The sequence below is a fragment of the uncultured Maribacter sp. genome (assembly GCF_963977385.1).
Classification (GTDB): Bacteria; Bacteroidota; Bacteroidia; order Flavobacteriales; family Flavobacteriaceae; genus Maribacter.
Map to the genome: position 1 here is coordinate 91,250 of NZ_CAXBOU010000001.1, position 26,576 is coordinate 117,825.

Sequence of the window (26,576 nt, forward strand, 5' to 3'; positions counted from 1 at the left end):
CTATTTATGAAACACATTTTTATGGTGTTGACTATGTTTATAATAAACATAGTCAATGCTCAAGAAACAATTACTGGTACCGTTACTGATACAGATGGAAACACCATACCGTATGTAAACATTGTATTATCTGGTACTTCAACTGGAACCATAACCAATGAAGATGGAGTCTATTCAATAAAAGTGCCGAGTCTTATAGGTTCACTAGAATTTTCCGTTTTAGGATATCAGACTCAAGTAATTCCAATAAGCAACAAACAAAGTATCAATATAACCCTTGAGGATTCGTCAGAAATTCTTGACGAGGTGGTCTTAACTGCATTAGGCCTTAAACGAGAAACCAAAGAATTAGGTTACGTAGTGCAAAGTCTGGATACTAAAGGAATAACAGAAGTAAAATCTGTCAATTTTTTAGATAACCTTTCTGGCAAATTAGCTGGAGTTACGATTAACCAAGGTGCCACAGGAGTAGGTTCTTCATCTAAAATTACGATTAGAGGAGAAGCTTCTTTCTCTAACAACAATCCCTTATTTATTGTTGATGGTGTACCCATAAATAATAATTCGGTTTTCAATTTTACCAATGAGGCTGCTGCTGGTTTTCAAGAGATTGATTTTGGAAACGGTGCTATGGAAGTGAATCCTGATGATATTGCCGAAGTTTCGGTGTTAAAAGGACCTAGTGCTGCTGCGCTATATGGTACAAGGGCATCTAACGGTGTTATTATAATTGAAACGAAAAGTGGTAAAAACTCAAAGGGATTAGGTATTAGTTATAATACTAGTTTTTTTGTGGAGTCAGCGTTTAAACTACCCGAATTTCAGAATGAATACGGGCAAGGTAATGCCGGAGCATTTGCTTTTGTAGACGGATTAGGTGGAGGTACAAATGATTTAATCACCTACAGTTGGGGACCTCGTTTAGATGTCGGTAATCTAGTGCCACAATATGACAGTCCTGTGTCGCTTGCTGACGGAACAATAGTTCGTGGTGGCGATACTGCACTCTATAGTGGAATTCCTATCACTCCAACACAGTTTAGCTCTAATCCAGATAATTTGAAAGATTTTTATGAAACTGGAACAACCTTAATCAATAATATTTCGATTGCATCGGGGTTTGATAAGGGAAATTACCGCCTCTCATTTACCGATTTACGTAGCGAATCTATCATTCCTGGTGTGAATTTAGACCGACAGACCATAGGAACGCGATTAAATTTTCAGCCAATTGAGAAACTTCAAATCAATTCATCGATTAGTTATATAAGTTCAAAAAGTGACAACCGCCCCTCTAACGGTTATGGGTCTGAAAATGCAAACTATTCATTGGTTGCTTGGGGTCCACGTTCTTTAAACATTAAAAATCTAAAGAATTATTGGCAGCCTGGGTTAGAAGGCGTACAACAGTATTCTTATAACTACACCTTCTTTGACAATCCATATTTCATTCTACAGGAGAACAGAAACTCATTTAACAGAGATCGTGTTTTTGGTAATATATCGGCCAGTTATGATATTACTAAGCATATTACAGCTTCTATAAGAACTGGTATGGATTATTCAAATGAACAACGCCAATTACGCAGAGCCTACAGTTCTAATCGTTTTAGAAATGGAGGCTACGCAGAACATGATGTTTTCTTTAGAGAAATCAACACCGACTTTCTATTAAATTATAATAATCAATTCAATGACATTAGTGTTGACGTTTCTTTTGGAGGAAATAGGCTTGACCAAAAAGCATTTACCTCACAGTCACAAACCACAAGTTTAGCTCAACCGGCTATTTTTAGATTATCTAATGCCGCATCACCGATTGAAGTATTTGAATTCGAATCGAACAAACGCATCAATAGTTTTTACGGCTTAGCCAAATTCGGATATAAAAATTACCTTTTCTTAGATATTACAGGTCGTAATGATTGGTCGAGTGCATTGGCAACACCTTTTTCAGTTGACAACACCTCTTTCTTTTATCCTTCGGTATCTAGTAGTTTTATCCTATCTGAAGTTTTTGATTTACCAAAGACCATATCCTTTGCAAAACTAAGAGCAAGTTGGGCGCAGGTTGGTAATGATACAAATCCGTATCAAACTACAAGTACTTTTGTAGCACAAACACCATTTAATGGTCTGCCTACCTTTAGCAATTCAGACATAATAGCAAATCCTGATTTACAGCCAGAACGTACATCATCATTTGAAGTAGGTGCAGATATTCGGTTATTCGGTGATCAATTACGTTTTGACGTATCGTATTATAATGCATTAACTAAAGACCAGATAATTTCATTGCCCATAGGTATCTCATCTGGTTACACACAACAAGTAGTAAATGGTGGGGAAGTTCGTTCCAAAGGTTTAGAAGTGATATTAGGTATCTCACCTGTTATTAGCCAAAAGCTAAAATGGAACAGCACCTTAAATTTTAGTACTAACCGCTCTACTGTAGAAGATTTACCACAAGAAGATGGTCGATTAACGTTGGCATACTCTCGTATTTATGATAGTCAAAACCAAACGGTATTTTTTCAAGTTGAAGAAGGTGGTCGCGTTGGTGATTTATATGGTACTGGTTATCTTAAAAACGAAAATGGTGATTTTATCTTAACGGATACAGGTAGTTATATTCCAGACAACAACCTTCAGAAATTGGGTAATTACAATCCTGATTTTATGCTAGGTTTCAATAACCAATTTAAGTACAAAAATTGGAATTTAGGTTTCCTTTTCGATTGGCGACAAGGAGGTATTATTGTTTCAAGAACAAAGGCATTAGGCAATGTTGGCGGCCAATTGGCAGAAACCACCTTTAGACCAGAATCTGGTATTGTCCCCGAAGGTGTTGTGAACACAGGTACAAAGGCAAACCCAGTGTATACTCCCAATACAGTCGCTGTTTCGGCTGAAAGTTATTACCGTCAATTTTATGACCGAAACCATGAGGAGAACAACACCTACGATGCCTCTTTTCTAAAACTGCGACAATTATCAATTGGGTATACGTTCGATAACCTCAGCATATTCAACCAAGATGCCACGTTGAACTTATCGTTAATAGGAAAAAATTTATTTGCTATCACCGAAAACCCACATTTCGACCCAGAACAATTGGCAGTGCAGGGAAATGGCTTTATTAGTGGTGTTGAAGACATGTCGTATGCTACAACAAGAAGTATAGGGTTTAAAGCCGGATTTAATTTTTAAGAAGACACAATGAAACATATATATAGCATATTAATCGTATTGTTCTTCATTAGTTGTACGAATGATTTCGAAGAAATAAATACAAATACGAATGCACCCGTAACCGTGCAACCTAGCCTATTGCTTAGACAGGTCATTTACGATTATGGTGAGCAAATGTCGTACGAAGGTTTTACTGCCGGGAATTTATTAGGTCAATACAGCACCGCGCTAGATTTTAACCTATTCGATAGACATAACTTAAAATCTCCACAATTGGGCGGTAATCCATGGCCTATATTCTATCAAAACCTTCGGGACAATGAAATTATATTGAATCTCTCTCAAGAGAATCCGGCATTTACGGTGTATGAAGGTCCTGCATTAATTATGAAAGCCTATATGGCTGCTGGACTAACAGATTTATTCGGAGATGTACCCTATTCAGAAGCCTTTAAAGGAGATGTTGTTACCGTAACACCTGTTTATAACACACAAGAATCTATTTATATGGATGCTGGTGGAATACTAGATAATCTTGACCAAGGAATTGCCGCAATGGAAAGTTACTCTGGCACTATTTCTTTAGAAGGTGACATTTTATTTAATGGTGATTTAGCGGGATGGATACGTTTTGCAAATTCACTGACAATAAAATATCTCTTGCGTATTTCAGCAAAAGTCGATGTTACTGCCCAATTACAGGCTATTGTATCCGAAGGAAATTTTATAAATGAAAATTCGGAAAATGCCATTTTCAATTTCACGGATGGTGAACCCAATAATTTTAGGCTTGCCAGACTTCGAATAGGAGATTTTAATAATTATGTGTTGTCTGAAACGATGGATGAAATACTAACAGGGTTAAATGACCCACGTATGGGTAGACTTTACCGCCCTTTTGGCAATAGTACAGAAGAAGAATTCAATGGGCTATTAAATGGTATAGATGCATCTGCAGGAGTTTCTTTGGCAGATTATTCATTGCTCGGCACCATTTTCAGAGAAAATACGGGACTTTTAGATGCTAATTTCATGACCAGCATGGAAACTCATTTATTATTAGCTGAAGCAGCTCAAAAAGGCCTTATCACAGCAGATACTGAACTATTATATAACACCGGAGTAACCCAGGCATTCGCTTATTGGCAAGTAGAATTACCTGCGGATTATTTAAATACTGAAGGAGCTTTAGCCAACGGTAATCCATTAGAAAATATTATTACTCAAAAATGGATTGCCAATACGATTAATGGTTATGATGGTTGGATAGAATATAGAAGAACCGGCTTTCCACAACTGAAAACAATCTCTGCTAGTTTAAATGACAATTTAATTCCCATTCGTATGCCTTATCCGGCGGAAGAAGAGGCGTTGAACAGTGTAAATTACGCAGCTGCGGCAAATAAAACAGGTGGCAATAGTATTAATGTGCCGGTTTGGTGGGATGAATAAGTTAGGAGTAACGAGAAAAATAAAATAATCAATGACTGAAGTAAAAATTTGGCAATGGAGTTTAATTATAGCATCAAGTCTGGTGCTGTTCTTACTTTCCCCATTGGCAAAAGACACGAATCAGTTTTTTAAGGCAGTTCAAAAAAAGAAAGTACCCAATGCGTTTATGCTGATGGGCAGTTTGATCATTTCATGGATATTTGCCAAGAGCATTACGAACGCCGCTAATTTAGGTTTAGACTTTGGTATTGTTGGTGGGGTTGCATATGCTGGGTATTACCTATCCTTCGCAGTAGCTGGTTTAGTAATATACAGAATGCGATTACAAGGAAAGTACACAAGCATACACCATTTTCTATCCAGTAAATTCGGAAAATCTGCTGTCACCGTATTTTCTATTTTGATTGCCATTCGTTTATTTAATGAAGTATGGAGTAACACTATGGTCATTGGTTCTTATTTTGGTCCTGCCGGCACATCGTCATATTATTGGTCCATTTTAGTGTTTACAGGGCTGACCCTTGCTTATGTATTAAAAGGAGGTATGAGTAGTTCTATTTTTACCGATGTTATCCAAATGGGGCTTTTCTCTATTCTTTTGGCGGTAATATTGTTCACTATTTTCGGAAAGACAACATCAACAACTGTTACAGAAGTAGCTAATTCTGGAGTATGGTCGTTCGAAACGGGATTAAATTTATTGTTTGCAGCCTTATTACAATCCTTCAGTTATCCATTTCATGATCCGGTTTTAACTGATCGCGGATTTATCAGCAGTCCGAAAGTAACATTGAAAAGTTTTCTATGGGCTAGTATTCTAGGAGCATTATGTATTATCCTGTTTAGCGTCATTGGTGTTTATGCGCAATCGCAAGGCATGCAAGGTCAAGCTGCCGTAGAAGTGGGTAAAGCATTCGGTGTTGTAATTTTATTGGTTATCAATTTCATAATGATAACCTCAGCCGCATCTACTCTAGATTCTACCTTTTCGTCCTTTTCAAAACTAGTGGCGATTGATTTAAAATTCGGAACGTCTCTTAAGTTTGGTAGGTGGTCTATGGTACTTATTGCAATTTTAGGTACTATCCCAGTGTTTTTAAATGCAGAAATATTGTCGGCCACAACTATTAGTGGCACTATGGTTATTGGCTTGACCCCTGTTTTTCTTTTTTGGAGAGGGAAAGCGCCTAAAATAAGTTTTCATCTAAGTGTGTTTAGTGGAATATTCTTTGGTTTTCTTTTGATTTTCAATTGGTTTCCGCAAGCACTTATTTTTACGACTGGAAAGTATGCCGATTTACTTTGGATTAATTTTTGGGGCATTATTTGTTGCCTACTTGTATATATAATACCAACATGGATAAAGAAATAACACATATTGGCACTAAAAGCGGAAAGTTGTTGCTTTTCGGCGGGGTGTATAGCAATTTACAGGCGTTAGAAAAATTGATTTCTATCGCTGATGAAGAAGGTGTTACTGCAGAGAATTGTATTTGCACTGGCGATATTACAGGCTATTGTGCCCAACCAGAAGAAACGGTTCAACTCTTTCAAAAATGGGGTGCACTGAGCATTGCCGGTAATGTTGAGTTACAATTGGCAAATGATAGTGAAGATTGTGGTTGCGATTTTAAGAGTGGAAGCCGCTGTGATAATTTTTCAAAAATGTGGTTTCCGTACACTAAAGGTCATCTATCCCAACAGTCTTTAGACTGGATGAAGAAAATACCTGAGTATATCAGTTTCGACTATGGTAACAAAAAAGTAACTGTAGTTCATGGTAACTACGGTAATACGTCTGAATTCGTATTTAAATCAAATGCCACTGAAAGTAAAGAACGCTGTTTTGAAGAGACTAATAGCGATATCATTATTGCGGGTCACTGTGGTCTACCTTTTCATCAATCTATAAAAGATAAATTATGGCTGAACCCTGGTGTCATTGGTATGCCAGGCAATGATGGTACAGCTAGAGTTTGGTATATGCTTTTAGATATTATTGATGGAGAGGTAACCTACACACATCAATCATTTGAATATGATGCTGAAAAAGCACAAAAATCAATGTACAATAATCATTTACCTGAAGCCTACGGTGACACGCTTACTTCTGGTATTTGGGATAATATGGAAATACTTCCCGAAATAGAAAAAATGGGACAGGGCATTCCGATTTATTTTAATCAAGAACAACAAAATTCAATACAACCTAAAACTCAAAAAAAGATGGCAAATACGTATTATGACCCAGCAGATTTAAGAAAATTTGGAAAAATTACAGAATGGAGCGAAGAGCTTGGAACAAAATTTTTTGATTATTATGGTAAGGTTTTCGAAGAAGGCGCACTAAGTGCAAGGGAGAAGTCATTAATAGCCTTAGCTGTTTCACATGTAGTAAAATGTCCATATTGTATAGACGCCTATACCAAAGACGGACTTCAGAAGGGAATAACTAAAGAAGAAATGATGGAAGCTGTTCATGTTGGTGCTGCTATCGAAAGTGGAGCAACCTTGGTCCATGGCGTACAGATGATGAATAAATACGATAAGTTATCAATGTAGATTTCGTTGTTGGTTGTTCGTGGATGGTTGTTCGTAATAACCTTCCTTAATAATCACTGCAATGAAATCAATACTTGACAGAGTTTTTACGAGGAATAGAAAAATAAAAGATTAAATGTTGTGAAGTTTAAATTAGAGGTGTTTTAATTATTGCCAACAACGAACAACGAACAACGAACAACAAAAATATGGCTACAAAATCATTAAAAGCGAAAGGGAACGATTTAGCGGTTTCCAACAAGCAATTAGAAATATTGAACGGAGGGATTTTCGCCGATGGAGAGCTTCCTTATTTTAAGGATAAGATTGCGCAGATAGGCCACTTTCCACTTCGCCCAAAAAAGCTGGAAATTCTTCAAATCAATGTGGGATACATGTGTAACCAAGTATGTGAGCATTGTCATGTAGATGCTGGCCCGGATCGTAAAGAAATAATGACTCGCGAGACCATGATACAGTGTTTGGAAGTCATTAAAAATACAGGAGCCCACACCTTGGATTTAACCGGTGGTGCACCAGAAATGAATCCTGATTTTAGATGGTTTGTCGAAGAAGCTGCAAATGCGGGAATTAAGGATTTTATCGTACGTTCTAACCTTACCATCATCCGTGCAAACAAAAAATATTACGATTTACCAGATTTCTTCAAGAAACACAATGTACATGTAATTTCTTCTATGCCACATTATACAAGAGGAAAGACAGATAAGCAACGAGGTGATGGGGTTTTTGATAAGTCCATTAAGGCGTTACAAGAACTCAATGAACGAGGGTATGGCTTACCTGGCAGTAGCTTGAGATTAGATTTGGTTTATAATCCTTCAGGAGCATATTTACCAGGAGATCAAGTAGCAATGGAGAAGGATTTCAAAAAAGCGCTCAAAGAAGATTTTGACATTCAGTTTCATAGCCTATTCGCTATTACAAACTTACCTATAGCTCGTTTCTTAGATTATTTGATAGCATCAGAAAACTATGAAGATTATATGTATGCTTTAGTTGAAGCTTACAATCCGGCAGCAGTAGAAAATATAATGTGTACCAATACCATTTCAATTAGTTGGGACGGCTGGCTATATGATTGCGACTTTAATCAAATGCTAGATTTAAAAGTTGCCAGCAAGGTTAAACATATTAAAGACTACAACGAAGATTTATTGAACGATAGAAACATCATTATATCACAGCATTGTTATGGTTGTACGGCAGGCGCGGGTAGTAGCTGTCAAGGAACGGTAGCATAGTATATACAATTTTAAGCTTCCAGTACTTTATAATAATTCTGGTGGCTATTGAGTTTTATAAGAGACTTTTAAATTAACCGTTCAACGCAAAGTATTGAACGGTTTTATTTTTAATTATTGATAGTTCCCTTGGTAATAAAACTTACTTCATGAACATTTAAACAGACCGTGTGGTTTGTAAGTCCATTTATAATAGAGGTTATTGAACGATAAATTCAACGTTCACCGAAAATTAGAACAACTTCATCTAAAAATACTAAAGCTTTTTATAATATGATGGTTCTTTATATAGACCAACTGGTCGGATTTATACAAATCTTAATATTATGAACAAGAGTCTAAAACGCATGGCTACCATGCAACGTATGCAAGCAACAGGACTGGAAGTATTCTATTCACAAGGATATTATAATACCAGTGTTGATGATATTCTCAAAAAATTAGAACTTTCAAAAGGTGCATTTTATTATCACTTTGAATCGAAAGAGGATTTTTTTGTTCAGATAATTCAAAACTTACTTGCTCGTAAGATGTATAGTAGTTTAATAGAGCCTATTGAAGGGCATGAAAACCCTTTAAATTTAATAACAGAATGCTTTGATGAAGCCATGGAAACTGCCGTTCATAATGAAATGGATTTTGGTTGTATTCTAAGTAATTTTCTTACTGAATTTAATGGTAAGAATGAGGTCATTATGCATCACCTAAATGAAATTGTAACTGTTTGGGAAGTTAATCTAATATCTACGTTACAAAAAGGAAAGTTTAATGGCCATTTAGACCGTCATGTAGATTGTGAAGCCGTAGCTACTTTTTTAATGAGTTCTTATTTTGGAATTAGAACTTTAATGACAGGCTCTTCACCAAGTGCAAAAAAATATAGGTTTATGACGCAATTACGAATGTACTTTAAAAGTATAGAGGCAAAAGCTGTTCTTTCGTAATAAATACCGAATTAAACAGAGGTCTTTAAAACATCCGTTATCTTCTTTATAACAGTATCTGGCTTTATTGTTTGCATAACCTTATCATATCCATCTGGGTACTTATTTCCGTATATAGATGTTGGTATCAATGGATATTCATCTCTATCTGACAATAAGCAATTACCTTCAGGTTGATTATAAGGACTAAACCCTGCATATGGATGAGTTACTCCCCAGAGCGTGATAGTCAGTACGCCGAACATAGCGGCTAAGTGAGCATTTCCGCTATCCATAGCCAACATTAATTTTACGTTCGAAATTAAGCTTAGTTCATCGGAAAATGAGAATTTGCCGGCAGCATTAAATACATTTTCGAACTGCCTTTCCCAAGTATTAAGGATATCAATCTCCTTTTGTCCGCCGCCAAACAAAATAATTCTATACTTATTAGTATTATTTAATTGATTAACCACTTCTATCATTAATTCTAACGGATACATTTTACCTTTAAACGCTGCAAATGGTGCGATTCCGATAAGTATCTGTTCTCCTTTATCAATAAAAAGAGCACATTGTTTTGGAATTGGTTTTTGAGACAAAACATCCATTTCTTCAAATGAAATGGGATAACCAAGCTTTTCAAACACTTCCGAATAACGTTTGAACGTAGTTTTTAGCGGCACAAATTTTAATGTTCTAGGACTGATTAAATTCTTTTTTTCTTGCCTCCCTTTATCCAGTTGAACAAAAGGAATCGATTTAAATCTGAAAAACTGTTTTAAAATGGTGCTACGCAATACATGGTGTAAATCGGCAACTATATCTATCCGAAGATTTAATAACTCCTGATATAACCTCCAAAGACCTAAAACACCCTTATGTTTTCCTTTTACGTCGGCATTAAAAACCGAAACATTCGGAATATCAGAAAAAATAGGCGCCATAAAAGGCTTGGTTAGAATAGTGATCTTAACAGTGGGGTACTTTTTACAGACCCCCAAAATAACAGGAACAGTCATTGCTACATCACCCATAGCCGAGAGCCGTATAACCAAAATATGCTTTGGACTATTACTTACCACGTAAGATGGGGTTTAGTTCCTCATCGTTATACATTTTCATTTGCTTGTATACTTTCATATACTTGTTACCATTCTCAATATCGGCCAATAACTGGTTTATTGCTAAAGAGAGATCCATTTTTTGTTCCAAAAGTATATTCAATTTTATTTGGCACTTTTCTTTATGTTCTTTAGAGGCATCTGAACGATGGGCTTCCTCGTTCATATGATATATTTTTAATGCCAAAATAGACAAACGGTCAATAGCCCAAGCAGGACTTTCTGTGTTTATCGTTGCCGTTGAGTTAACTTCTACCGATTGGTATTTATTTAAAAAGTAGCTATCTATAAACTCAACTAAATCAGTTCTATCTTGGTTACTTGCGTCAATTTTACGTTTTAATACAAGTGCGTCTTTTGGGTTAATTTCAGGGTTTCGAATAATATCTTCATAATGCCATTGAACGGTATCAATCCAATTCTTTCGGTAGAGAAGATGTTCTATTTCATCTTTCGAATATGGATTATCAAAACTCTGATATACATCGTCTTTTATATGATACTTTTCAATACAATTATTAAAAATAGAAAATGCTAATTCGCTAAACATATTGGCTTTTTTACAAATATATAGTTTAAAGTTATAAACTATAATTTAGTTACAAATACTAAAATGGGCACCACAATACTAGAAATAAGAATTAGTTCTAAAAATTTAGGTTTTTTAATGGATTCAAGATAGTTAACAATAAATATAACTGAAGGAAAAAAGGTAATCATAACAGCATTCGTATTTTCTGATGTAACTAAAACATTCACTACTAAGCCAATTATAAATGAAAGTGCAATTAATCGCATAATAATTACCTTGCCCATACCAGACTTACCTAAGTGTATAAATGTTGAGAAAGCCAGCGCCATATTTAAAAGTGCATATATGGAGAACTTAAGACTTGACCACCATTTAATCGGAAAAATTGCATCGTAGTTTATAACAAAAGCATAGTGGGTTTTTATGAAAGAAGTTTCATTCATTATAACCAAAACACTATACAAAATCATAAAAAAGCAAAAACCTACAGAAAGTAGCACTAACCAATTTCTTATGTTTTTAGGGTCATAAATATAAATTGCAGCGAAAACTAACAAAAGATAGAGTATAGCCCATTCGTAAAAAACACTGGATATACATATCCACAGACCTGCATCAAAAATTTTAAGTTTAATATTTTTTAGAGATTTAATACTTAATAATCGCCTCATCGCAAGCAGTAGAAAAAAACTCGTAAATACAGCATTACTGTCCCCCAAGGTTTCAGGAAAAACTACAAAAAGCAACGTAAAGAAGAGGATTGCAAAGGAATTTGTACTTGTCAATTTATTTCTTTTCACTACAAAATCTACTACAAAAACACTGAACAAGAGAATGGTTAGTACCACAATAGAGGGCACCATTTTAATGTCAGTAAACGTGTAGTCAAAAAGGTAGAACTGGACGGACCAGTAAAAAAGAAACAAAAAAACAAGGAGAATAATGAAATTGACCGGTTTTGTTTTCTCAAAAATGCTTGAAATCATCTAAGCTTTTTATATTTTTGTCAGTAAATATAGTAATAAGATGAAATCATTTTTTGAAGGTATTGCGGATTTTTTTGTAAATGTGATATTTAAATACACAATGGATCCATTTAGATTTGCAGAAAGTTGGGCTATTGCCAATATTCTTAACTGGATGTTTATGTTGATTGGTGCAGCAGCTTTTATTTACTGGATGCTTCAATTAAAGAAATATAATGATAGTGGTGAAGAAGATACATCAAGTACTTCTCACTCTTACTTATAAATTCAAAACTAAAATCTTATCGGATTTATTTTAAAAATCCGATAAGATTTACAAGGTTTTTATAAATCAAAGCCTAAATCTTTTCTATAGTTCATTCCTTCAAATGATAGCTTCTCCACATTTTCATATGATTTGGATAAAGCAGATTTAAAATCTGGTCCAAACGACGTTATTGCCATGACTCTACCTCCATTTGTAACTACTTTACCATCCTTTATTGTAGTTCCGGCGTGAAAGACCAAAGAATCTTTTATTAATTCTATTCCTTTTATTTCTTTGCCTTTCTCATAAGCCCCAGGATACCCTCCTGAAACTGTCATTACCGTAGAAGCGGTACGGTCATCTAATTGTAAATCGATACTAGACAATTTTTCATTGGCCACCGCTTGTAACAGCTCCACCAAGTCATTCTTAATCCTTGGCAAAACAACTTCTGTTTCTGGATCACCCATTCTTACATTGTATTCAATCACCTTTGGGTCATCTCCAACTTTAATTAGACCAATAAAAATAAAACCTTTATAAGGCATTTTATCCTTTTTAAGGCCCTCTACGGTAGGTTTTACAATTCTTTGCTCAATCTTGTTCATAAAGTCTTTACTGGCGAAAGGGACAGGGGAAATAGCTCCCATACCACCCGTGTTGAGTCCAGTATCTCCTTCTCCTATTCTTTTGTAATCTTTTGCTGTTGGTAAAACTTTATAGCTATTTCCATCAGTTAAAACAAAAACACTCAATTCAATTCCATCCAAAAACTCTTCAATAACCACAGTAGAACTAGCTGAACCAAACTTCTTATCTACAAGCATTGCCCTTAATTCTATCTTAGCGTCATTCAAATCATTAAGAATAACTACGCCTTTACCAGCAGCTAAACCATCGGCCTTTAATACGTATGGAGGATTTAGCTCTTCTAAAAATAGAAAACCATTTTCAACTGTTTCTGATGTAAAACTTTTATACTGAGCAGTAGGTATCTGATGTCTCATCATAAACTCCTTTGCAAATTCCTTACTTCCCTCGAGGGTAGCGGCTAATTTCTCAGGACCTATTACCGCAATATTCTTTAATTCATCATCACCAAGAAAAAAATCATGAATTCCATTTACCAAGGGATCTTCTGGCCCAACAAAAACCAACTCAATACTTTCCTTTAAAACAAGCTTCTTAATTGCGTTAAAATCATTTACACCAATTGGTATATTTATAGCAATTTCTGCCGTACCAGCATTTCCAGGAGCCACGAAAAGCTTTGAGAGTTTATTACTTTGAGATAATTTCCAGGCAAAAGTATGTTCACGACCGCCCGATCCAAGAATTAAAATGTTCATGTTGATAGTTTTGACAAAAATAAATTATGCATTAAATAATATTACTTACTAGAAAAATCTCTATGTTCTTTTTTCTGTAGGTCTTCTGAAGACAAGGATTTAAAATAATCGTATACGATTTTTAAACCTTCAGACCTTTCCACTTTTGGCTCCCAGCCTAAAATTTCCTTAGCTTTAGTTATATCTGGCTGGCGTTGCATAGGATCATCTTCTGGTAACGGTTTATAAATAACCTTCTGTTTTGTACCTGTGAGAGCGATAATCTCTTCAGCGAATTCCTTTATAGTCGTTTCATGAGGATTTCCAATATTTACAGGGTTTGTATAATTACTAAATAATAGTCGGTATATTCCTTCAACTTGATCGTCAATATAGCAAAAAGACCTACTTTGAGAACCATCGCCAAACACTGTTAAATCTTCACCTCTTAAGGCCTGACCCATAAATGCTGGAACCACTCGACCATCATTTAAACGCATTCTGGAACCGTAGGTATTAAATATACGCACAATACGAGTATCAAGGCCATGATGCCTATGATAAGCCATGGTAATAGACTCCATAAAGCGTTTAGCTTCATCATACACACCACGAGGGCCAATAGGACTTACGTTACCATTATACTCTTCGTTTTGTGGATGTACTAGAGGATCACCGTAAATTTCAGATGTAGAAGCAACCAAAATTCTAGCATTTTTTTCTTTGGCCAATCCCAATAAATTAAGTGTACCAACTGATCCGACTTTCAACGTTTTGATTGGAATTTTTAAATAATCAATAGGACTTGCAGGAGAAGCGAAATGAAGAATATAATCCAATTCCCCGGAAACATGAACAAACTTTGTTACATCATGATGGTGAAATTCGAAATTTTCTAAAGGAAATAAATGAGAAATGTTATTTAAATCACCCGTAATTAAATTATCCATTGCTATTACATAGAAACCTTCTGCGATAAAACGATCACATAAGTGTGATCCTAAAAAGCCTGCAGCACCTGTTATTAAAATTTTCTTCATATATAATTAATAAGCCTTTTCCTCACCTTTAAAAGCATTAACAACAGTTTGAACAATTATCTTAAGGTCTAAGAAAAAAGACCAATTTTCAACATAAAATATATCAAACTTAATTCTATTCTGAATGTCGCTTTCCTTTTCAATCTCACCCCGATAACCTCTAATTTGTGCTAGACCTGTAATTCCTGGTTTAACAAAATGGCGAAGCATATATTTATCTACACGACTTGCGTATTCGTCAGTATGCTTTAACATATGTGGTCGGGGGCCGACTACTGACATATTACCAAACAGTACATTATAAAATTGTGGCAATTCATCAATACTAGTTTTTCGAATAAATCGACCAATTTTAGTTACCCTCATATCATTTTTACCTGCTTGCTGATGATCAGAGGAATCGTTCATTGCCATAGAGCGAAATTTAAAACATTGAAATTCATCGTTATCAAATCCCGTTCGTTTTTGAATAAAAAACACTGGACCCCTTGATTCTAGTGCTATTAATAATGCTAATAACGGACCAAACCAAATAAGTATGCCGAAAATAACAAAAAGTGAAAACACAATATCAAACAATCGTTTTAAAATAGCATTGAGAGAATTATGCAATGGTATATCTCGTAAAGATAATATTGGCAGATAGTCATAGTATTCAAACTTGAGTTTTTTAGAAAAAATATTTTTATTATCTGGCAAAAATTTTAGTGTTTTTAAATTATTATCTGCAAAATTAATAAATGCCGAAAGTTCATCGTTTTTTAATTCTGAAACAGAACAGTATATTTCATCGATATTATTATTAACAATATATCTAAAACAATTTAACAGCTCAAAATCTTTATCTCTCGGAGAAAATTGTGATGAAAAATGATACCCAAATTCACGTCTCGTATTAAAAACTTCTATAAGTTGGTTTGCCTTTTTACTTTTACCTATTACAACAACATTTCTAATATTCCCTTTTATTCGCTCTCTGTACTTATTGAGAAGAAAGAAGTTTAACAACTTCAGAAAACTTATACCAATAAAAACTAAAATAAAATACTGGCCTAAGGCCAATCTACTCATTAACGGTTGTTTAAAAAACCCGATATAAGCATAGAGGATTAAAAAAAAGAAAACGAATTGCGTGAATAATTTTCTAAGTAGAACTACAGCCTTAGAATACCGGTGAATTACATAAAATTCATTTTTGAATGAAAGGATAATCCACGTTATTGAAATATAAAAATGAAATAAATATAGATTTTGAAAATTAATAGGCAGAAAAGTGGTAAACAAATTTATAGTCAATAAATCCAACCCATAAGAAATGGGCGTTAAAAAGCCAGAATATCTACCTTGTTTGAAGAACATTGATTTAATCTTTACCCTATTATCCAATTAACAAATAACTATAAAATTCATTCTAATTCTTCGCGTTATTACACAAATTAAGCATATAATCTTCATATTTTCCATTAATAATTGGCCAGCTAAATTCTAATTCAATCTTTTTAATATTGTTCTGTATCTTATCTTGAAATTTATCTTTAGATTTAGATAAATGACATTTAACATCCTCACTATTTAAAAAGTAGAATGCATCATTAATCAATATACTTTTATTAAAAAGATTATCATGCGCAATAATTAAACTGCCGCAAGCCATCGCTTCTAAAAGCGATGGGTTTGTTCCACCTACTGAATGTCCATGAAAATACAGATTTGAATAATATCTAAGATTATCTAGGTGCTCATTATTATAAATACCTCCTAAAAACTTGATTCTTTTATCTTCAGCATACTTATTTTTAAGATACTCACCAAATTTCGTTTCATGCTTGCCAATAACTAAAAATGGTAACTTATTATCACCGGTCATAACACCATCAAGAATAGTTTCAATATTATTTTCTGGTTCAAGACGAGCAATCAACATATTATATTTACTAGGCTCTATGTTGTATTTATTTAGAATTTGAATAGTAGGGTTAGAAAACAAATTTGCACCATAGGCAATAAATTCTGAGTCTCTTTCATATTTTTCTTGAATATAGGATTTAATTGCAATAGAATCTGAGATTAAAAAATCACTAGAAATTACAGCTAACCTTTCGGCGATTTTTAAAAATTTTCTTACAACTAAATTATATTTAGTTCTTTTCCATTCCAAACCATCCATATTTGTAATAATAACACTATTTTTTGGTAGTAGTTTATACCAAATGGAACTACTGGTATAACCAAGTTGCAGTAAAACATCATAATTACGATTTCTACTATCCCAAATACAATTTAAATCATAAATAAATTGACCTGTAGTACCAATCTTATTCTCTAAATCAAAACAGTGTATAATATTTACACTATTCCAGGTACTATCTTGATAAGGATGTATATGTGAATTATATACGTATACATCATGCCCTTTTTCAACCAAATAAACAGACAAAAATTCCGCAAATTGTTCAAATCCTCCGTGGTTATTAGGTATTCCGCGTGTTCCTAGTATCGCTATCTTCATTCAAATCAATATTTATAAAAATTAAGCTCCAAAAAACAAAAAAAACAATTCCCTTATTGACCATAATAACGGACTCAAACAGAAAACTCCAAACAATCAATAAGCCGAAACTAAAGGCCATTTTATTTGAGCTGAATTTCTTAGTTAATACAATAAGCAAAAATACCAAATAAGTAATACCCAATAATCCTGCACATACAAATGTTTCGATATACTGGTTATGTAGATTGTAACCGTAGTAGCCTATTTTTTTTCCATCAATAGTTATGGCCATATTATGCTTTTCATAAACAGAATCCAGAAACAATTGTTTATCACCAAAACCTTGACCAAATAAAATATCAAATGGATTTTTAATCGTTTCAATAATCGCATATTTTGAAAACATGAGCCTCAAAGTAAGACCATTTACTTGGTCAAATTCTGTCATCGAATCCTCCTTTAAAATATTTAAGGCCTCGATATTGAAAATCTGGATAAATCTATCTTTAAAAAAGCCGTTTCCTAATGTTAACAAAAGGAAACATGAGATTATCATTAACAATATGACCTTCTTTCTTTTGATGCCTTTACTTAAAAAAAGCCATACTGAAAAATAAAGAAAAGTAAAGATAATAATGCTTTTCGAAGATAAAAGAATCAAAATAAAACAAAAGAAGATTATAATATAAGCCTTGCCTTTAATTCTTGTCTTTTCATTATTAAATGCTACAAGTATTAACCCTAGAACAACATACATAGAAAAAAAAATAGCATGAAATCCGAGTGGGGATGTAAGGGAATGATAGAAAAAAACATTGGAATTATCACCATTCAGATATTTAAAACTGGCAATAACAACTAATGCTATTGAAGTTAATAATAAACTTACAACATACAACTTTTGAATTATTTCATACTCCTTTAATTTGAGTTGTCTTATTCTATAATAAAAAACGGGCAAAACAATAAAGCTGGAATTATATTCTAATTTCTTTAATGCTTCTCCTATATTCTCAGTATAAATAATAGTAAATAAAATCATCAAATAATACCCTATAAATAAAAGCTCATATTTGCCAGGAATCATCAGTCTGGCATTCTTTTCTTTAATTATATCAATTAAAACAATAAGCAATGATAAAATTATTGAAAGCGTATTTATTTTCATGCTTAGAGGAAGTGTTATAGCCACTAAGCAAATTGAATAGAATAAAAGGTTCTTTAAGGTCAACGTCTCTTTCATTCTATTAATTCCTATTTAAAACACCCAAATAAGCTTCTTTAGTTTTTTTTGCGGTAATATCCCAAGTATAATTATTGAGGATATATTCCTTTAAATCAGGACTGTTTTCTTTCTCATATGCAACTATGATTGCTTTCCTTATAGACTGTATATCAAAAGGGTCACAATATGTAGCGAAATCTTTAAAATATTCTTTTACATCCCCTTTGTCCGTAACCACAATATTACATCCAAGATATCCAGCCTCTAAAGAAGAAAGCCCGGTTGTTTCAAACCAACTTGGCAAAATATGAACTTTAGCCTTATTATAATATTCATTTAATTCTTCTTGAGTTAAGTGAGAAATAAAATCTACATTCTTACTTGCCTCGTTCATACATTGCTCATAATAACCAATACTGTTCGGAGAGGGGTTTCCTATAATTGTTAGAGAATAATTAGTTTCATTAATTGCTTTAATTAAATTCAGTTGATTTTTTAACCCTTCAATCCGTGCAACACAAATAACGCCATTTCTTTTTTGCGAGCTAGTTAATGTGTTTTTAAATGTTTCAATATTTAGTGCATTAGGTATTACAATATATTGGTTTTTAACATTATAGATAGCATACAATCTTTTATATTCGCTTTCAGAATTTGGCAATAAACAACATGCTTTTTTTAATATTTTCTGAATACTTCTTTTATGACCTAAAATCAAATAACTGAAATCCCCAATTTTTTCACCATTTTTTAAATAGCGCGCAATAACCTTAAAATACTCAACAAAATCCGCAGATAAAAATTTGCCCAAAAATCCCAGTGCACCTTTTCTTAGTTTCTTCTCATACTCACTGTAATCAACAAAAATAGTGGAAATCACAAATGGTATATTACTTTTCCTAATATGTCCTAAAATATCATTTGGCCTTATTATATTGAAAAAATGAATCAAATTATAGTCACCATATTCTATCGTTTTATCGTTGGTAAGCTTAATATCAACTTTTACATTAAGCTTAATTAAGTGATTTGCTGTTTCTACAATCTGTATTGTATCCCCTCCAGGAGCAGTATATAACGTAGATCTACTTAACATTAAAACTTTAATCATTATACCTATTTTTAAGAAGCTTAGCCGGCACTCCACCATATATACCGTTCTTAATATAAATCCCTTCTTTAACAACTGCCCCAGCCGCAATTATTACTCCATCTTCAATTATTACGCCATCAAGGATAGTAGATTTTGACCCTATCCAACAATTATCTCCAATCTCAATTCCCTTTCTATTGACGCCTTGCTCCTTAATCAATACTTCACTATCTGAAAAATTATGATTTTCAGAATGCATGCTAACATAATTTCCGAGTATAGTATTGTTTCCAATATCAATTCCTCCAGCGCATCCAAAAAAACCGTGTGTCCCCAATCCCACTCCATACCCTACGTCTATACCTTTCCCAATACTTTTATATGTACCAGAACAAATTATTGTAGTATTCATTCCTATGGATGTATTCTCCTTTAAATTAATACCTTTAGTGGATAGAGCATCTATGTAACAATTTCTATCTATTACCACTCCATTTCCAATCCTAATTTTTGAAGAACATTTTATTTTAGTGTTTTTTCCTACGAAAAAGAATGTCCCTCGTTCAGATAAATTCAAATAAGTATAGCCTCTGAGAAGCATTATTGTTTTTTCGAAAATTAAAATTATTAAATAACTTATTGGTATGTTCTTGTCAAGTTTGAATTCCTTTTTCTTTACTACAAAAAACATCTTGGATATCAGATTTCTTATCATATCCTTTATTTTAAAAAAATTAGGTCTTTATGTTTTACAACTAATTTAATTCCCGAAGTAAAAAGCATAATTCTGGCTAAAAAATATTGAAGCCTAGATTCTTTTTTAAAGATTTTTAATATGGATTCTTTATGGTCCTTGAACCTTAAGTACTTTTTCTCAATACTTTCGTGTTCAAAAAATGATAAATGATGTTCCATCACATAATCAACTACAAAAAAATATTTATTCTGCTTTTCATATTGAATCATAAAATCTGTATCTATCCCATAAAGATTTAGGTCTTCATTAAAACAAGGATGATTTCCAACTAAATATTCTTCAGAAATAGCCATTCCGCTCGTAATTGCCAATTTTTCATGTGCGTTAACCAATCCTGTTTTCTCCTTTTTCCAATATCTACCCACGACATAATACCTATTAGCAGGGCTAACAATAAGGTCTTTGGACTTAATTATTGGCAAAAACAGATTTACATTAGGATTTTTAACTTTAGCCTCTATTATCTTAGAGAAATAATTTAAATCAATATGACTATCTTGATCAAATAAAAAAAGTAGGTCAAATTTTATATTATTGCTATATATAGAATTGTAAACCTTTGCTAATGATAAATTCTCTGGCGTATGTTTGTAAATTATATTATTAAATTTTTTAAGATTTTTTAGCTCTATATCACTTTGTATTTCTGGGCTATTATCCCAAATAACAATTCTTGCCCTGACATCATTTAAGTAATCAGCAATTGCAACCATCGAAATTAGAGTACTTGAAGAAGTCAATTTTTCTTTATAAATAACAATACCAATTAAGTAGTTAATTTTTTCTTTCTTCATGTTCTTGAAATAGATAATAAAACGTTAGAAAATATATAAACTTAATTGGTGCTGATCCTAGGCTAAAATGAAAAAATATAATATAAGTATAGGCTGAAAAACAACTTATTAATCCAATACCTAGGTATGTTTTTTGATTTTTCTCTTGTATATTCAGTTGTCTAATTCCATTCAAGACAATCAAATGAATCTTAAAATATATCAGTGAAAAAATTCCTAAACCAAATATAACAGAGATTATCAAAGAATCGTAAGCAATAATTGACTTGCCAGACCCAAATCCAAATCCAAAAATCTTAAAATACCTAAAAAGTTCTTCATATTGACCAAGTCTGCCAATAGTTGATGCATCACCAACCTTAAAAAACATCAATGAAAAAAAGGTCAAGACTACAAGAAATAGTGGTAAGCCTAAAATTAAATAATTATCATGTTTTACCTTTTTATCGAAATAAATGATGATAAATGTGATTAAGTAGAAAATTAATCCTGCTCGCACTTGTGTTAAGTAAATACCATATAAAGTTATTACTATTAAAATAGCTGTAGAAAACTTTTTTCTTGAATAGGTAAATTTTGCCATAAAGAAAGACCCTAATACACCTAAAAATTGCGCAAATATTATTGGGCTAACAAAAATACTTGTTGCTCTTATCTTACCATCCCTAACCAAATTAAACCACCCAGGCAATATATGATCAGACCCAAAATATTCATAAAACCAAAGAGATTTTCGAAGAACGTATTCTCCTTTTTGTCTAAAATTATCAGTTGCAAAAATAACATCCTGACCATCATAATGTTTAAAGATAGCGTTTTGATACAAAGCGTAAATAATAATAAAGAAAAGCAGTCCCTTCAGATACTTATAAAAAATCTGATTATCTATATTCTTAAAACCACCGTTTAAATATATAAGGCAGGGTATAAGAATTGGTAGAAGATACATTCTCCATCCGAGTATACTATCTTGAATCCCAAACCCATTTATTATTGAGCTTACAATTCCGTAAAAGGATAAAAAGAGTAATAAGAGTAGAAGGAAAAACATTTTCTTATTAGAAGATCCTTTTTCAACTATTAAAATGAGAATTAAAAATAAAAAAAGATATTCTTGCCACGCCTTTAATATAAAAACCACATTCTCGGTTACCACGTAACTTAATTGAATAAAGATGAAATCGTGAAATATGATTAGCGTAGCACAAAAAATAAAGAATAATGTCTTATCCTTACTAAAAAAAGAATAAAAAAATAGCCCATATGCACCAAGGCCAATAGTTAAAAAGAGTACGTTTAAAAACAATATTTTGTTGTTATAATTAAATTGTCAATCCTTTAATTTTATAGCTATCCAAGAACTCTTTAAGTAAATTTTGAATCTTTCTTATTTCGTAATAGAATATCAATCGCTCTTTCTAAAAGTTTTTAATTACTATATTAAAATGATAAAACCGGGTTTATATTAGTTTCAACTAACAGTTGATATAATCATAAATATGTTAAAATGGGATTCCTAATAAAAGAATATAGACTATTCGACTGAAAGGAAAAATATTATCATAACCAATCATCAACATATAAATACCATTTGCTAAACTCAATCATTGATAAGGCGAATTGTTTTTCTCAATTTTAGCAAATATAATCTGACCATTCTTAGTTTCCTAAATTTTCGTTCAGTGCCATTACCAATGATATATGATTATCAAATTTAGTGCTATTTCCTGCTGCATCAATTTGTTCAGAACTATTATTAGTGGCATCGGCTCCTTGAATAGACATAAAGAGGTAATTATAGTCTGGTGAGAAAGTAATTCCTGTAGCTTCTGCACCAAGTGGTGCTATCCCGAATAGCTTTATTTTTGGATTATCTTGAGTATGCCCTTTTTCAACAACCCATATATTATTATTAGATCCATCTTGCAGCACCCAAAGATTTCCATCGCCGTCAAATGCTAAATTATCATTCCCCGTTCCCCATGGTGTGCTGGTTTCACCGCCTTCATGGGCTATTGTGTATTCCATATCCCCTACAAAAGTTTCCATACTAACATCGAGCCCATTTATTGGATCGGAATCTAGAAATCTATAAACAGTATCTTCCCCTTTTACGGCAAAATACACCATCCCATCAGGGGCAATCTCAACATCCTCTATTCCATTAAATACTGTTGCCCCAACGACTTCACTCTGATCAATAGTAGTATTTCTTTCTTTAATAGTAGTATTATTTATCCGTACCCAATTACCTGCCCCCTCTTTACTCCCGACATAAACATATAGGTCACCAGAACTAAGGTCTTTATTATTATGAGCAACAAACCTAAATAAATATCCTGGATTTGAATCTGCACCTTGATATAAGGTTCGCTCATTATTATGAATCACTGCATTTTCATGTGCAAAATTACCCAAAGCCCATCTTTTATCTATCACCTTTTTATTTACAGGGTCAATCTCTACAGCCCAACCAAAATCATTGTATCCATCCATGTTATCATCAATCAATTGTATCCTTTCTTCACAGGATATAATCGTGTTCCATGGAGTTACGGTACCTGAACAATTATTTATAGTGCCCCCTACATTTGAAAAATCTACTGCCTCCGAATAAGTAACTTCCCATAATTGGGTTGTTGAATTAAGATTTATATCCAAAACAGAAACACCTCCCGGGGTAGTTTCAGAATTAATGCTTAAATAACCATTGATACTACTTCCTTCTATTGGAACATAGCCTGTAAAATCATTTCTTGGTGGTAAAGTTCCGCCTGCCGTAAGTACATCTCCAGTCTCAATGATTTTTTGAAAGGTATGTGATAAAGGAAATACAAAATCAGTATTCTGTATTTGTGGTTCGACAGATATAAACTCATTGATTGATTTTATTTCAGGTATAATTTCGGGCGGATTATCATCATTGTTTGTACAAGATGCCAACATAATTATAGCGATAAATACAATACTCCTTATAGACTTTATCATTTGATTATTATTTTCTTGGTGATTCTTTCTTCATCGTTCTCTATGTTTATCACATAAACTCCTTTGCCGACTACTCCTAAATCCAAAGATGCAAACAAGGTATCGCTTACTTCTGTGGTATAAACTAATTGCCCCGGTATGTTAAATACTTCTATTTTGGTAGGTGCCGTGCTCTTTAAAGCTATAATAAATTGTCCCTGGTTAGGAACAGGATAGACCTTTAAGTTTTCGGGGTTTGTTTCAAATGGGCTTTCATTTTCATCTTGGGTAACAAATAATCTATCCCAGCTTACGCCCTCCTCCGTTGCCGAAATACGCAATGGGTAAACTCCTTCTGGAATATTCTCAAAGGCAATCATAACCCAGCTTTCATCACCAAAGCTATTTGTTATAGTGGTCTCAAAAGAAATTTCATTTTCCAGTTCATTAAAAGATCCATTTAAAACATTGCTTCCATCGTCCAATCCAGAAGCGTTAATCCAAACATAATAAGTCCCTTCAGAGAAGGTTACCAATCGATATTCGCTATAGGCATAGGTTCCGCTACCAAGAGGTGCAGTTACTATTTCATCCTCGCTTGCGCCAGTAAAATAAAGAACTTGAGCGCTTCCTATCAAATACCTATAGTCTTCGGCTTCAATAAAAGTGCTTTCGCTTAATTCTACTGTGGTATCATTGTAATCATTTACAAAAAACACGGTGATGATATCACTGCTGGTTTCATCACCATCACTAGCCGTCAGTTTTAATTCATAAACACCTTGTTTGTTAAAGGTGACCATAGTCACCGCATTCGTGTCATCAGCAAAAATCACATTTTCATCTTCTGGGCTAGCTTCCAACGTCCATAAATTTGTTAATATCCCACTCTGGGGCAAACCATCATCAGAGACATCCCCAGACAACAATAAGGTGTTGTTTGGACTTAATACCACTTGGTTTTCACCTGCGGAAACCGTTGGGGCAATATTATCAGGAACTGAGCTGCCCTCAAATTCTATAGCTCCTCTATCTGGTAATGCTTCTATTATATCACTGTCGGCTACTGTTTGACTTAACCCATTATTAGAATAGGTTTTTATTCCAGTATCAATACATGGACTATCCACTTGCAAAGAATAATCCGCATTGAACAGGGGATTCTCGGAAATATTATTAGGTCCGGTTGAAGCATTTATAAAATCACTCCCATTATTAAAAAAGGAGTTATAATCGGTACTGGAATTATTATCCAACTTTTTAAGTGCCACGGTTGCGCTATTTGATATTATATTATTGAACACCAACATGTTGTTGGCGCCCGTAATTCCATGGTCATTGTTGTCAAATACATTGTTATATACAAAGGCTTTTTCTACCATATAAGATCCTTCAAAATTCTCAATCGTATTGCCATTAATAGTACACCCTAAACCTACCATGGCGCTATTGCGAATAACATTATGGTGTATTTGAAATTCTCTTCCGGAATTACCGTCGATATCAATCAATTGAATACCATCCTCATCTGCGCCAGATATATAATTGTAGCGAATAACATGTAACCTTGGCGAATTATCATTATTATGAAGTCTAATTTCCAACCCATCGTCATTAGGGTTAATGATGGTGTTGTATTCAACGGTCCAATCCAAACTATCATCCGCATCTATAGCTTCGTCACCATTATTCTCGAAATAATTATAGGCAAAATAACCGCCGCCGCCCTCAATACTAAGGGCGTCACTGCTGTTATCATAAAATTTACAATAGGTTACTTCCATATATTCACATTCCAATGTCAATTGCTTGTGAGCTTCTTTGAAAGTTATACCTAAAACTTTCGAACCTGCCGCACTTGCCGTAAACAGAACAAGCGGGTCTAAATTGGTTGGACTGGTAATTATGGTGGCATCAACATCAGCCTCATCTTTAGAAATAAAAAACTCAGAAGTCAAAGTTATGGGCTTATCTACTAATACAGATTCTGTAATATTATATGCGCCTGGTGCTAATAGTACGATGTCATTGTCATTGGCGGCATCCACAGCTTCTTGTATAAAACTATAGTCTTGCGGCACGCGTATAATGTTTGAATTTGCATAGGAAGGATCCACCCTACACATTTCAAAAGAATCTATACAACCATCTTCGTTATAAAAATCAAGTATTAAATCCAAATAATCTGAACCAATGGAAAAAGGTATAGAAACCTGTTCCCAACCATTGCTTTCTGTCCATCTTCCACTAGCTATCCGTTCTAGTTGTCCATTTGACAAAGATTTGTATATTCCTCCTCCCACTCCAAACCGGGATGTAGTAGGTACTTTAATCCAAAAACTTAGTATATAATCTGTGTACGGTAAGAGATCTATTGTTTGTGAAACTGACCCATTCCTGAAACAAAAAGAATAGTCACCTTCATAAGGGTTTTCCTGATCCATTATGTGACCATCGTTTGTAAGCCATGCCCCTTCATTACTATTATAAAAAGGGGGATCAACATTTATTTCGAAACCGGGTTCTATTATTGCTGCTACCTGCTCACATTGGCCATAGGAAAACATAGTACTAATAAAAACAAATACGATTAATACTATTACTATGTGATTTTTCATA

At 33.5% G+C, this 26,576-nt stretch carries 21 protein-coding genes and 1 pseudogene; 8 read left to right on the plus strand and 14 right to left on the minus strand.

Features of this window, described 5'->3' with window-relative positions; all coding sequences use genetic code 11:
* Window positions 1-6: 6 nt before the first annotated feature.
* The 7 genes and pseudogenes from AAC084_RS00440 to AAC084_RS00470 all read left to right on the plus strand — a co-directional run bounded on the left by AAC084_RS00440 (window position 7) and on the right by AAC084_RS00470 (window position 9,394).
* Complete coding sequence (locus AAC084_RS00440) at window positions 7-3,210, plus strand: SusC/RagA family TonB-linked outer membrane protein (RefSeq protein WP_339835423.1); 3,204 nt, start codon at window positions 7-9, stop codon at window positions 3,208-3,210.
* A gap of 9 nt (window positions 3,211-3,219) precedes the next feature.
* The gene (locus AAC084_RS00445; RefSeq protein WP_339835425.1) at window positions 3,220-4,644 is read left to right on the plus strand and encodes a SusD/RagB family nutrient-binding outer membrane lipoprotein; all 1,425 of its coding nucleotides are present in this window, start codon (window positions 3,220-3,222) and stop codon (window positions 4,642-4,644) included.
* A 31-nt stretch (window positions 4,645-4,675) separates the two neighbouring features.
* Entirely contained in the window at window positions 4,676-6,016 is a 1,341-nt protein-coding gene (locus AAC084_RS00450; RefSeq protein WP_339835428.1) for a sodium:solute symporter, read from the plus strand.
* A pseudogene (locus AAC084_RS00455) lies at window positions 6,001-6,630 on the plus strand (metallophosphoesterase family protein); the annotation flags it as partial. The gene AAC084_RS00450 and the pseudogene AAC084_RS00455, both read left to right, overlap by 16 nt.
* A gap of 240 nt (window positions 6,631-6,870) precedes the next feature.
* Window positions 6,871-7,206, plus strand: a complete 336-nt coding sequence (locus tag AAC084_RS00460) for an arsenosugar biosynthesis-associated peroxidase-like protein (protein ID WP_339836832.1) — start codon at window positions 6,871-6,873, stop codon at window positions 7,204-7,206.
* A 188-nt stretch (window positions 7,207-7,394) separates the two neighbouring features.
* Window positions 7,395-8,450 carry an arsenosugar biosynthesis radical SAM (seleno)protein ArsS gene (gene arsS / locus AAC084_RS00465; RefSeq protein ID WP_339835431.1) on the plus strand — a complete coding sequence of 352 codons (1,056 nt, stop codon included), beginning with the start codon at window positions 7,395-7,397 and terminating at the stop codon, window positions 8,448-8,450.
* Between the two features lie 326 nt (window positions 8,451-8,776).
* Window positions 8,777-9,394: a TetR/AcrR family transcriptional regulator gene (locus tag AAC084_RS00470; protein WP_339835434.1), complete on the plus strand. Its 618-nt coding sequence runs from the start codon at window positions 8,777-8,779 to the stop codon at window positions 9,392-9,394.
* Between the two features lie 11 nt (window positions 9,395-9,405).
* On the opposite strand, the gene AAC084_RS00475 is transcribed toward AAC084_RS00470, so the two are convergent.
* From AAC084_RS00475 to AAC084_RS00485, 3 genes are read right to left on the minus strand one after another with little or no spacing between them, the layout of a single operon-like run.
* Entirely contained in the window at window positions 9,406-10,458 is a 1,053-nt protein-coding gene (locus AAC084_RS00475; RefSeq protein ID WP_339835436.1) for a glycosyltransferase family 9 protein, read from the minus strand.
* Window positions 10,448-11,047: a DUF4254 domain-containing protein gene (locus AAC084_RS00480; RefSeq protein ID WP_339835439.1), complete on the minus strand. Its 600-nt coding sequence runs from the start codon at window positions 11,045-11,047 to the stop codon at window positions 10,448-10,450. Before AAC084_RS00480 ends, AAC084_RS00475 begins: the two co-directional genes overlap by 11 nt.
* Window positions 11,048-11,085: 38 nt before the next feature.
* Window positions 11,086-12,015 carry a DUF6427 family protein gene (locus AAC084_RS00485; protein ID WP_339835441.1) on the minus strand — a complete coding sequence of 310 codons (930 nt, stop codon included), beginning with the start codon at window positions 12,013-12,015 and terminating at the stop codon, window positions 11,086-11,088.
* 40 nt (window positions 12,016-12,055) lie between these two features.
* Between AAC084_RS00485 and AAC084_RS00490 the strand changes: the two genes are divergently transcribed.
* Window positions 12,056-12,280 (plus strand): uracil phosphoribosyltransferase, encoded by a 225-nt coding sequence (locus AAC084_RS00490; protein ID WP_339835443.1) that lies wholly within the window; start codon window positions 12,056-12,058, stop codon window positions 12,278-12,280.
* A gap of 59 nt (window positions 12,281-12,339) precedes the next feature.
* Here the strand turns inward: AAC084_RS00490 and purD are convergent, their stop codons facing one another.
* The 11 genes from purD to AAC084_RS00545 all read right to left on the minus strand — a co-directional run bounded on the left by purD (window position 12,340) and on the right by AAC084_RS00545 (window position 26,575).
* Window positions 12,340-13,611, minus strand: a complete 1,272-nt coding sequence (gene purD, locus AAC084_RS00495) for a phosphoribosylamine--glycine ligase (protein ID WP_339835445.1) — start codon at window positions 13,609-13,611, stop codon at window positions 12,340-12,342.
* Window positions 13,612-13,652: 41 nt separating this feature from the next.
* Window positions 13,653-14,630 carry a UDP-glucuronic acid decarboxylase family protein gene (locus AAC084_RS00500; protein ID WP_339835447.1) on the minus strand — a complete coding sequence of 326 codons (978 nt, stop codon included), beginning with the start codon at window positions 14,628-14,630 and terminating at the stop codon, window positions 13,653-13,655.
* Between the two features lie 6 nt (window positions 14,631-14,636).
* Window positions 14,637-15,989 (minus strand): exopolysaccharide biosynthesis polyprenyl glycosylphosphotransferase, encoded by a 1,353-nt coding sequence (locus tag AAC084_RS00505; protein WP_339835450.1) that lies wholly within the window; start codon window positions 15,987-15,989, stop codon window positions 14,637-14,639.
* Window positions 15,990-16,041: 52 nt separating this feature from the next.
* Window positions 16,042-17,139, minus strand: a complete 1,098-nt coding sequence (locus tag AAC084_RS00510) for a DUF1972 domain-containing protein (RefSeq protein WP_339835453.1) — start codon at window positions 17,137-17,139, stop codon at window positions 16,042-16,044.
* On the minus strand, window positions 17,102-18,364 hold the full coding sequence (locus tag AAC084_RS00515) for an O-antigen ligase family protein (RefSeq protein WP_339835456.1): 1,263 nt from the start codon (window positions 18,362-18,364) through the stop codon (window positions 17,102-17,104). The genes AAC084_RS00510 and AAC084_RS00515 overlap by 38 nt, the downstream gene beginning before the upstream one ends.
* A 4-nt stretch (window positions 18,365-18,368) precedes the next feature.
* Window positions 18,369-19,457 carry a glycosyltransferase family 4 protein gene (locus tag AAC084_RS00520; RefSeq protein WP_339835459.1) on the minus strand — a complete coding sequence of 363 codons (1,089 nt, stop codon included), beginning with the start codon at window positions 19,455-19,457 and terminating at the stop codon, window positions 18,369-18,371.
* Window positions 19,450-20,154, minus strand: coding sequence for an acyltransferase (locus tag AAC084_RS00525; protein WP_339835462.1), 705 nt, complete (start codon window positions 20,152-20,154; stop codon window positions 19,450-19,452). The genes AAC084_RS00520 and AAC084_RS00525 overlap by 8 nt, the downstream gene beginning before the upstream one ends.
* A gap of 5 nt (window positions 20,155-20,159) precedes the next feature.
* On the minus strand, window positions 20,160-20,990 hold the full coding sequence (locus AAC084_RS00530; protein WP_339835464.1) for a hypothetical protein: 831 nt from the start codon (window positions 20,988-20,990) through the stop codon (window positions 20,160-20,162).
* Window positions 20,971-22,131: a hypothetical protein gene (locus tag AAC084_RS00535; protein WP_339835467.1), complete on the minus strand. Its 1,161-nt coding sequence runs from the start codon at window positions 22,129-22,131 to the stop codon at window positions 20,971-20,973. Before AAC084_RS00535 ends, AAC084_RS00530 begins: the two co-directional genes overlap by 20 nt.
* A gap of 518 nt (window positions 22,132-22,649) precedes the next feature.
* Window positions 22,650-23,978, minus strand: a complete 1,329-nt coding sequence (locus AAC084_RS00540; RefSeq protein WP_339835469.1) for an alkaline phosphatase PhoX — start codon at window positions 23,976-23,978, stop codon at window positions 22,650-22,652.
* Window positions 23,975-26,575, minus strand: coding sequence for a T9SS type A sorting domain-containing protein (locus AAC084_RS00545; RefSeq protein WP_339835471.1), 2,601 nt, complete (start codon window positions 26,573-26,575; stop codon window positions 23,975-23,977). The genes AAC084_RS00540 and AAC084_RS00545 overlap by 4 nt, the downstream gene beginning before the upstream one ends.
* Window position 26,576: the final 1 nt, after the last annotated feature.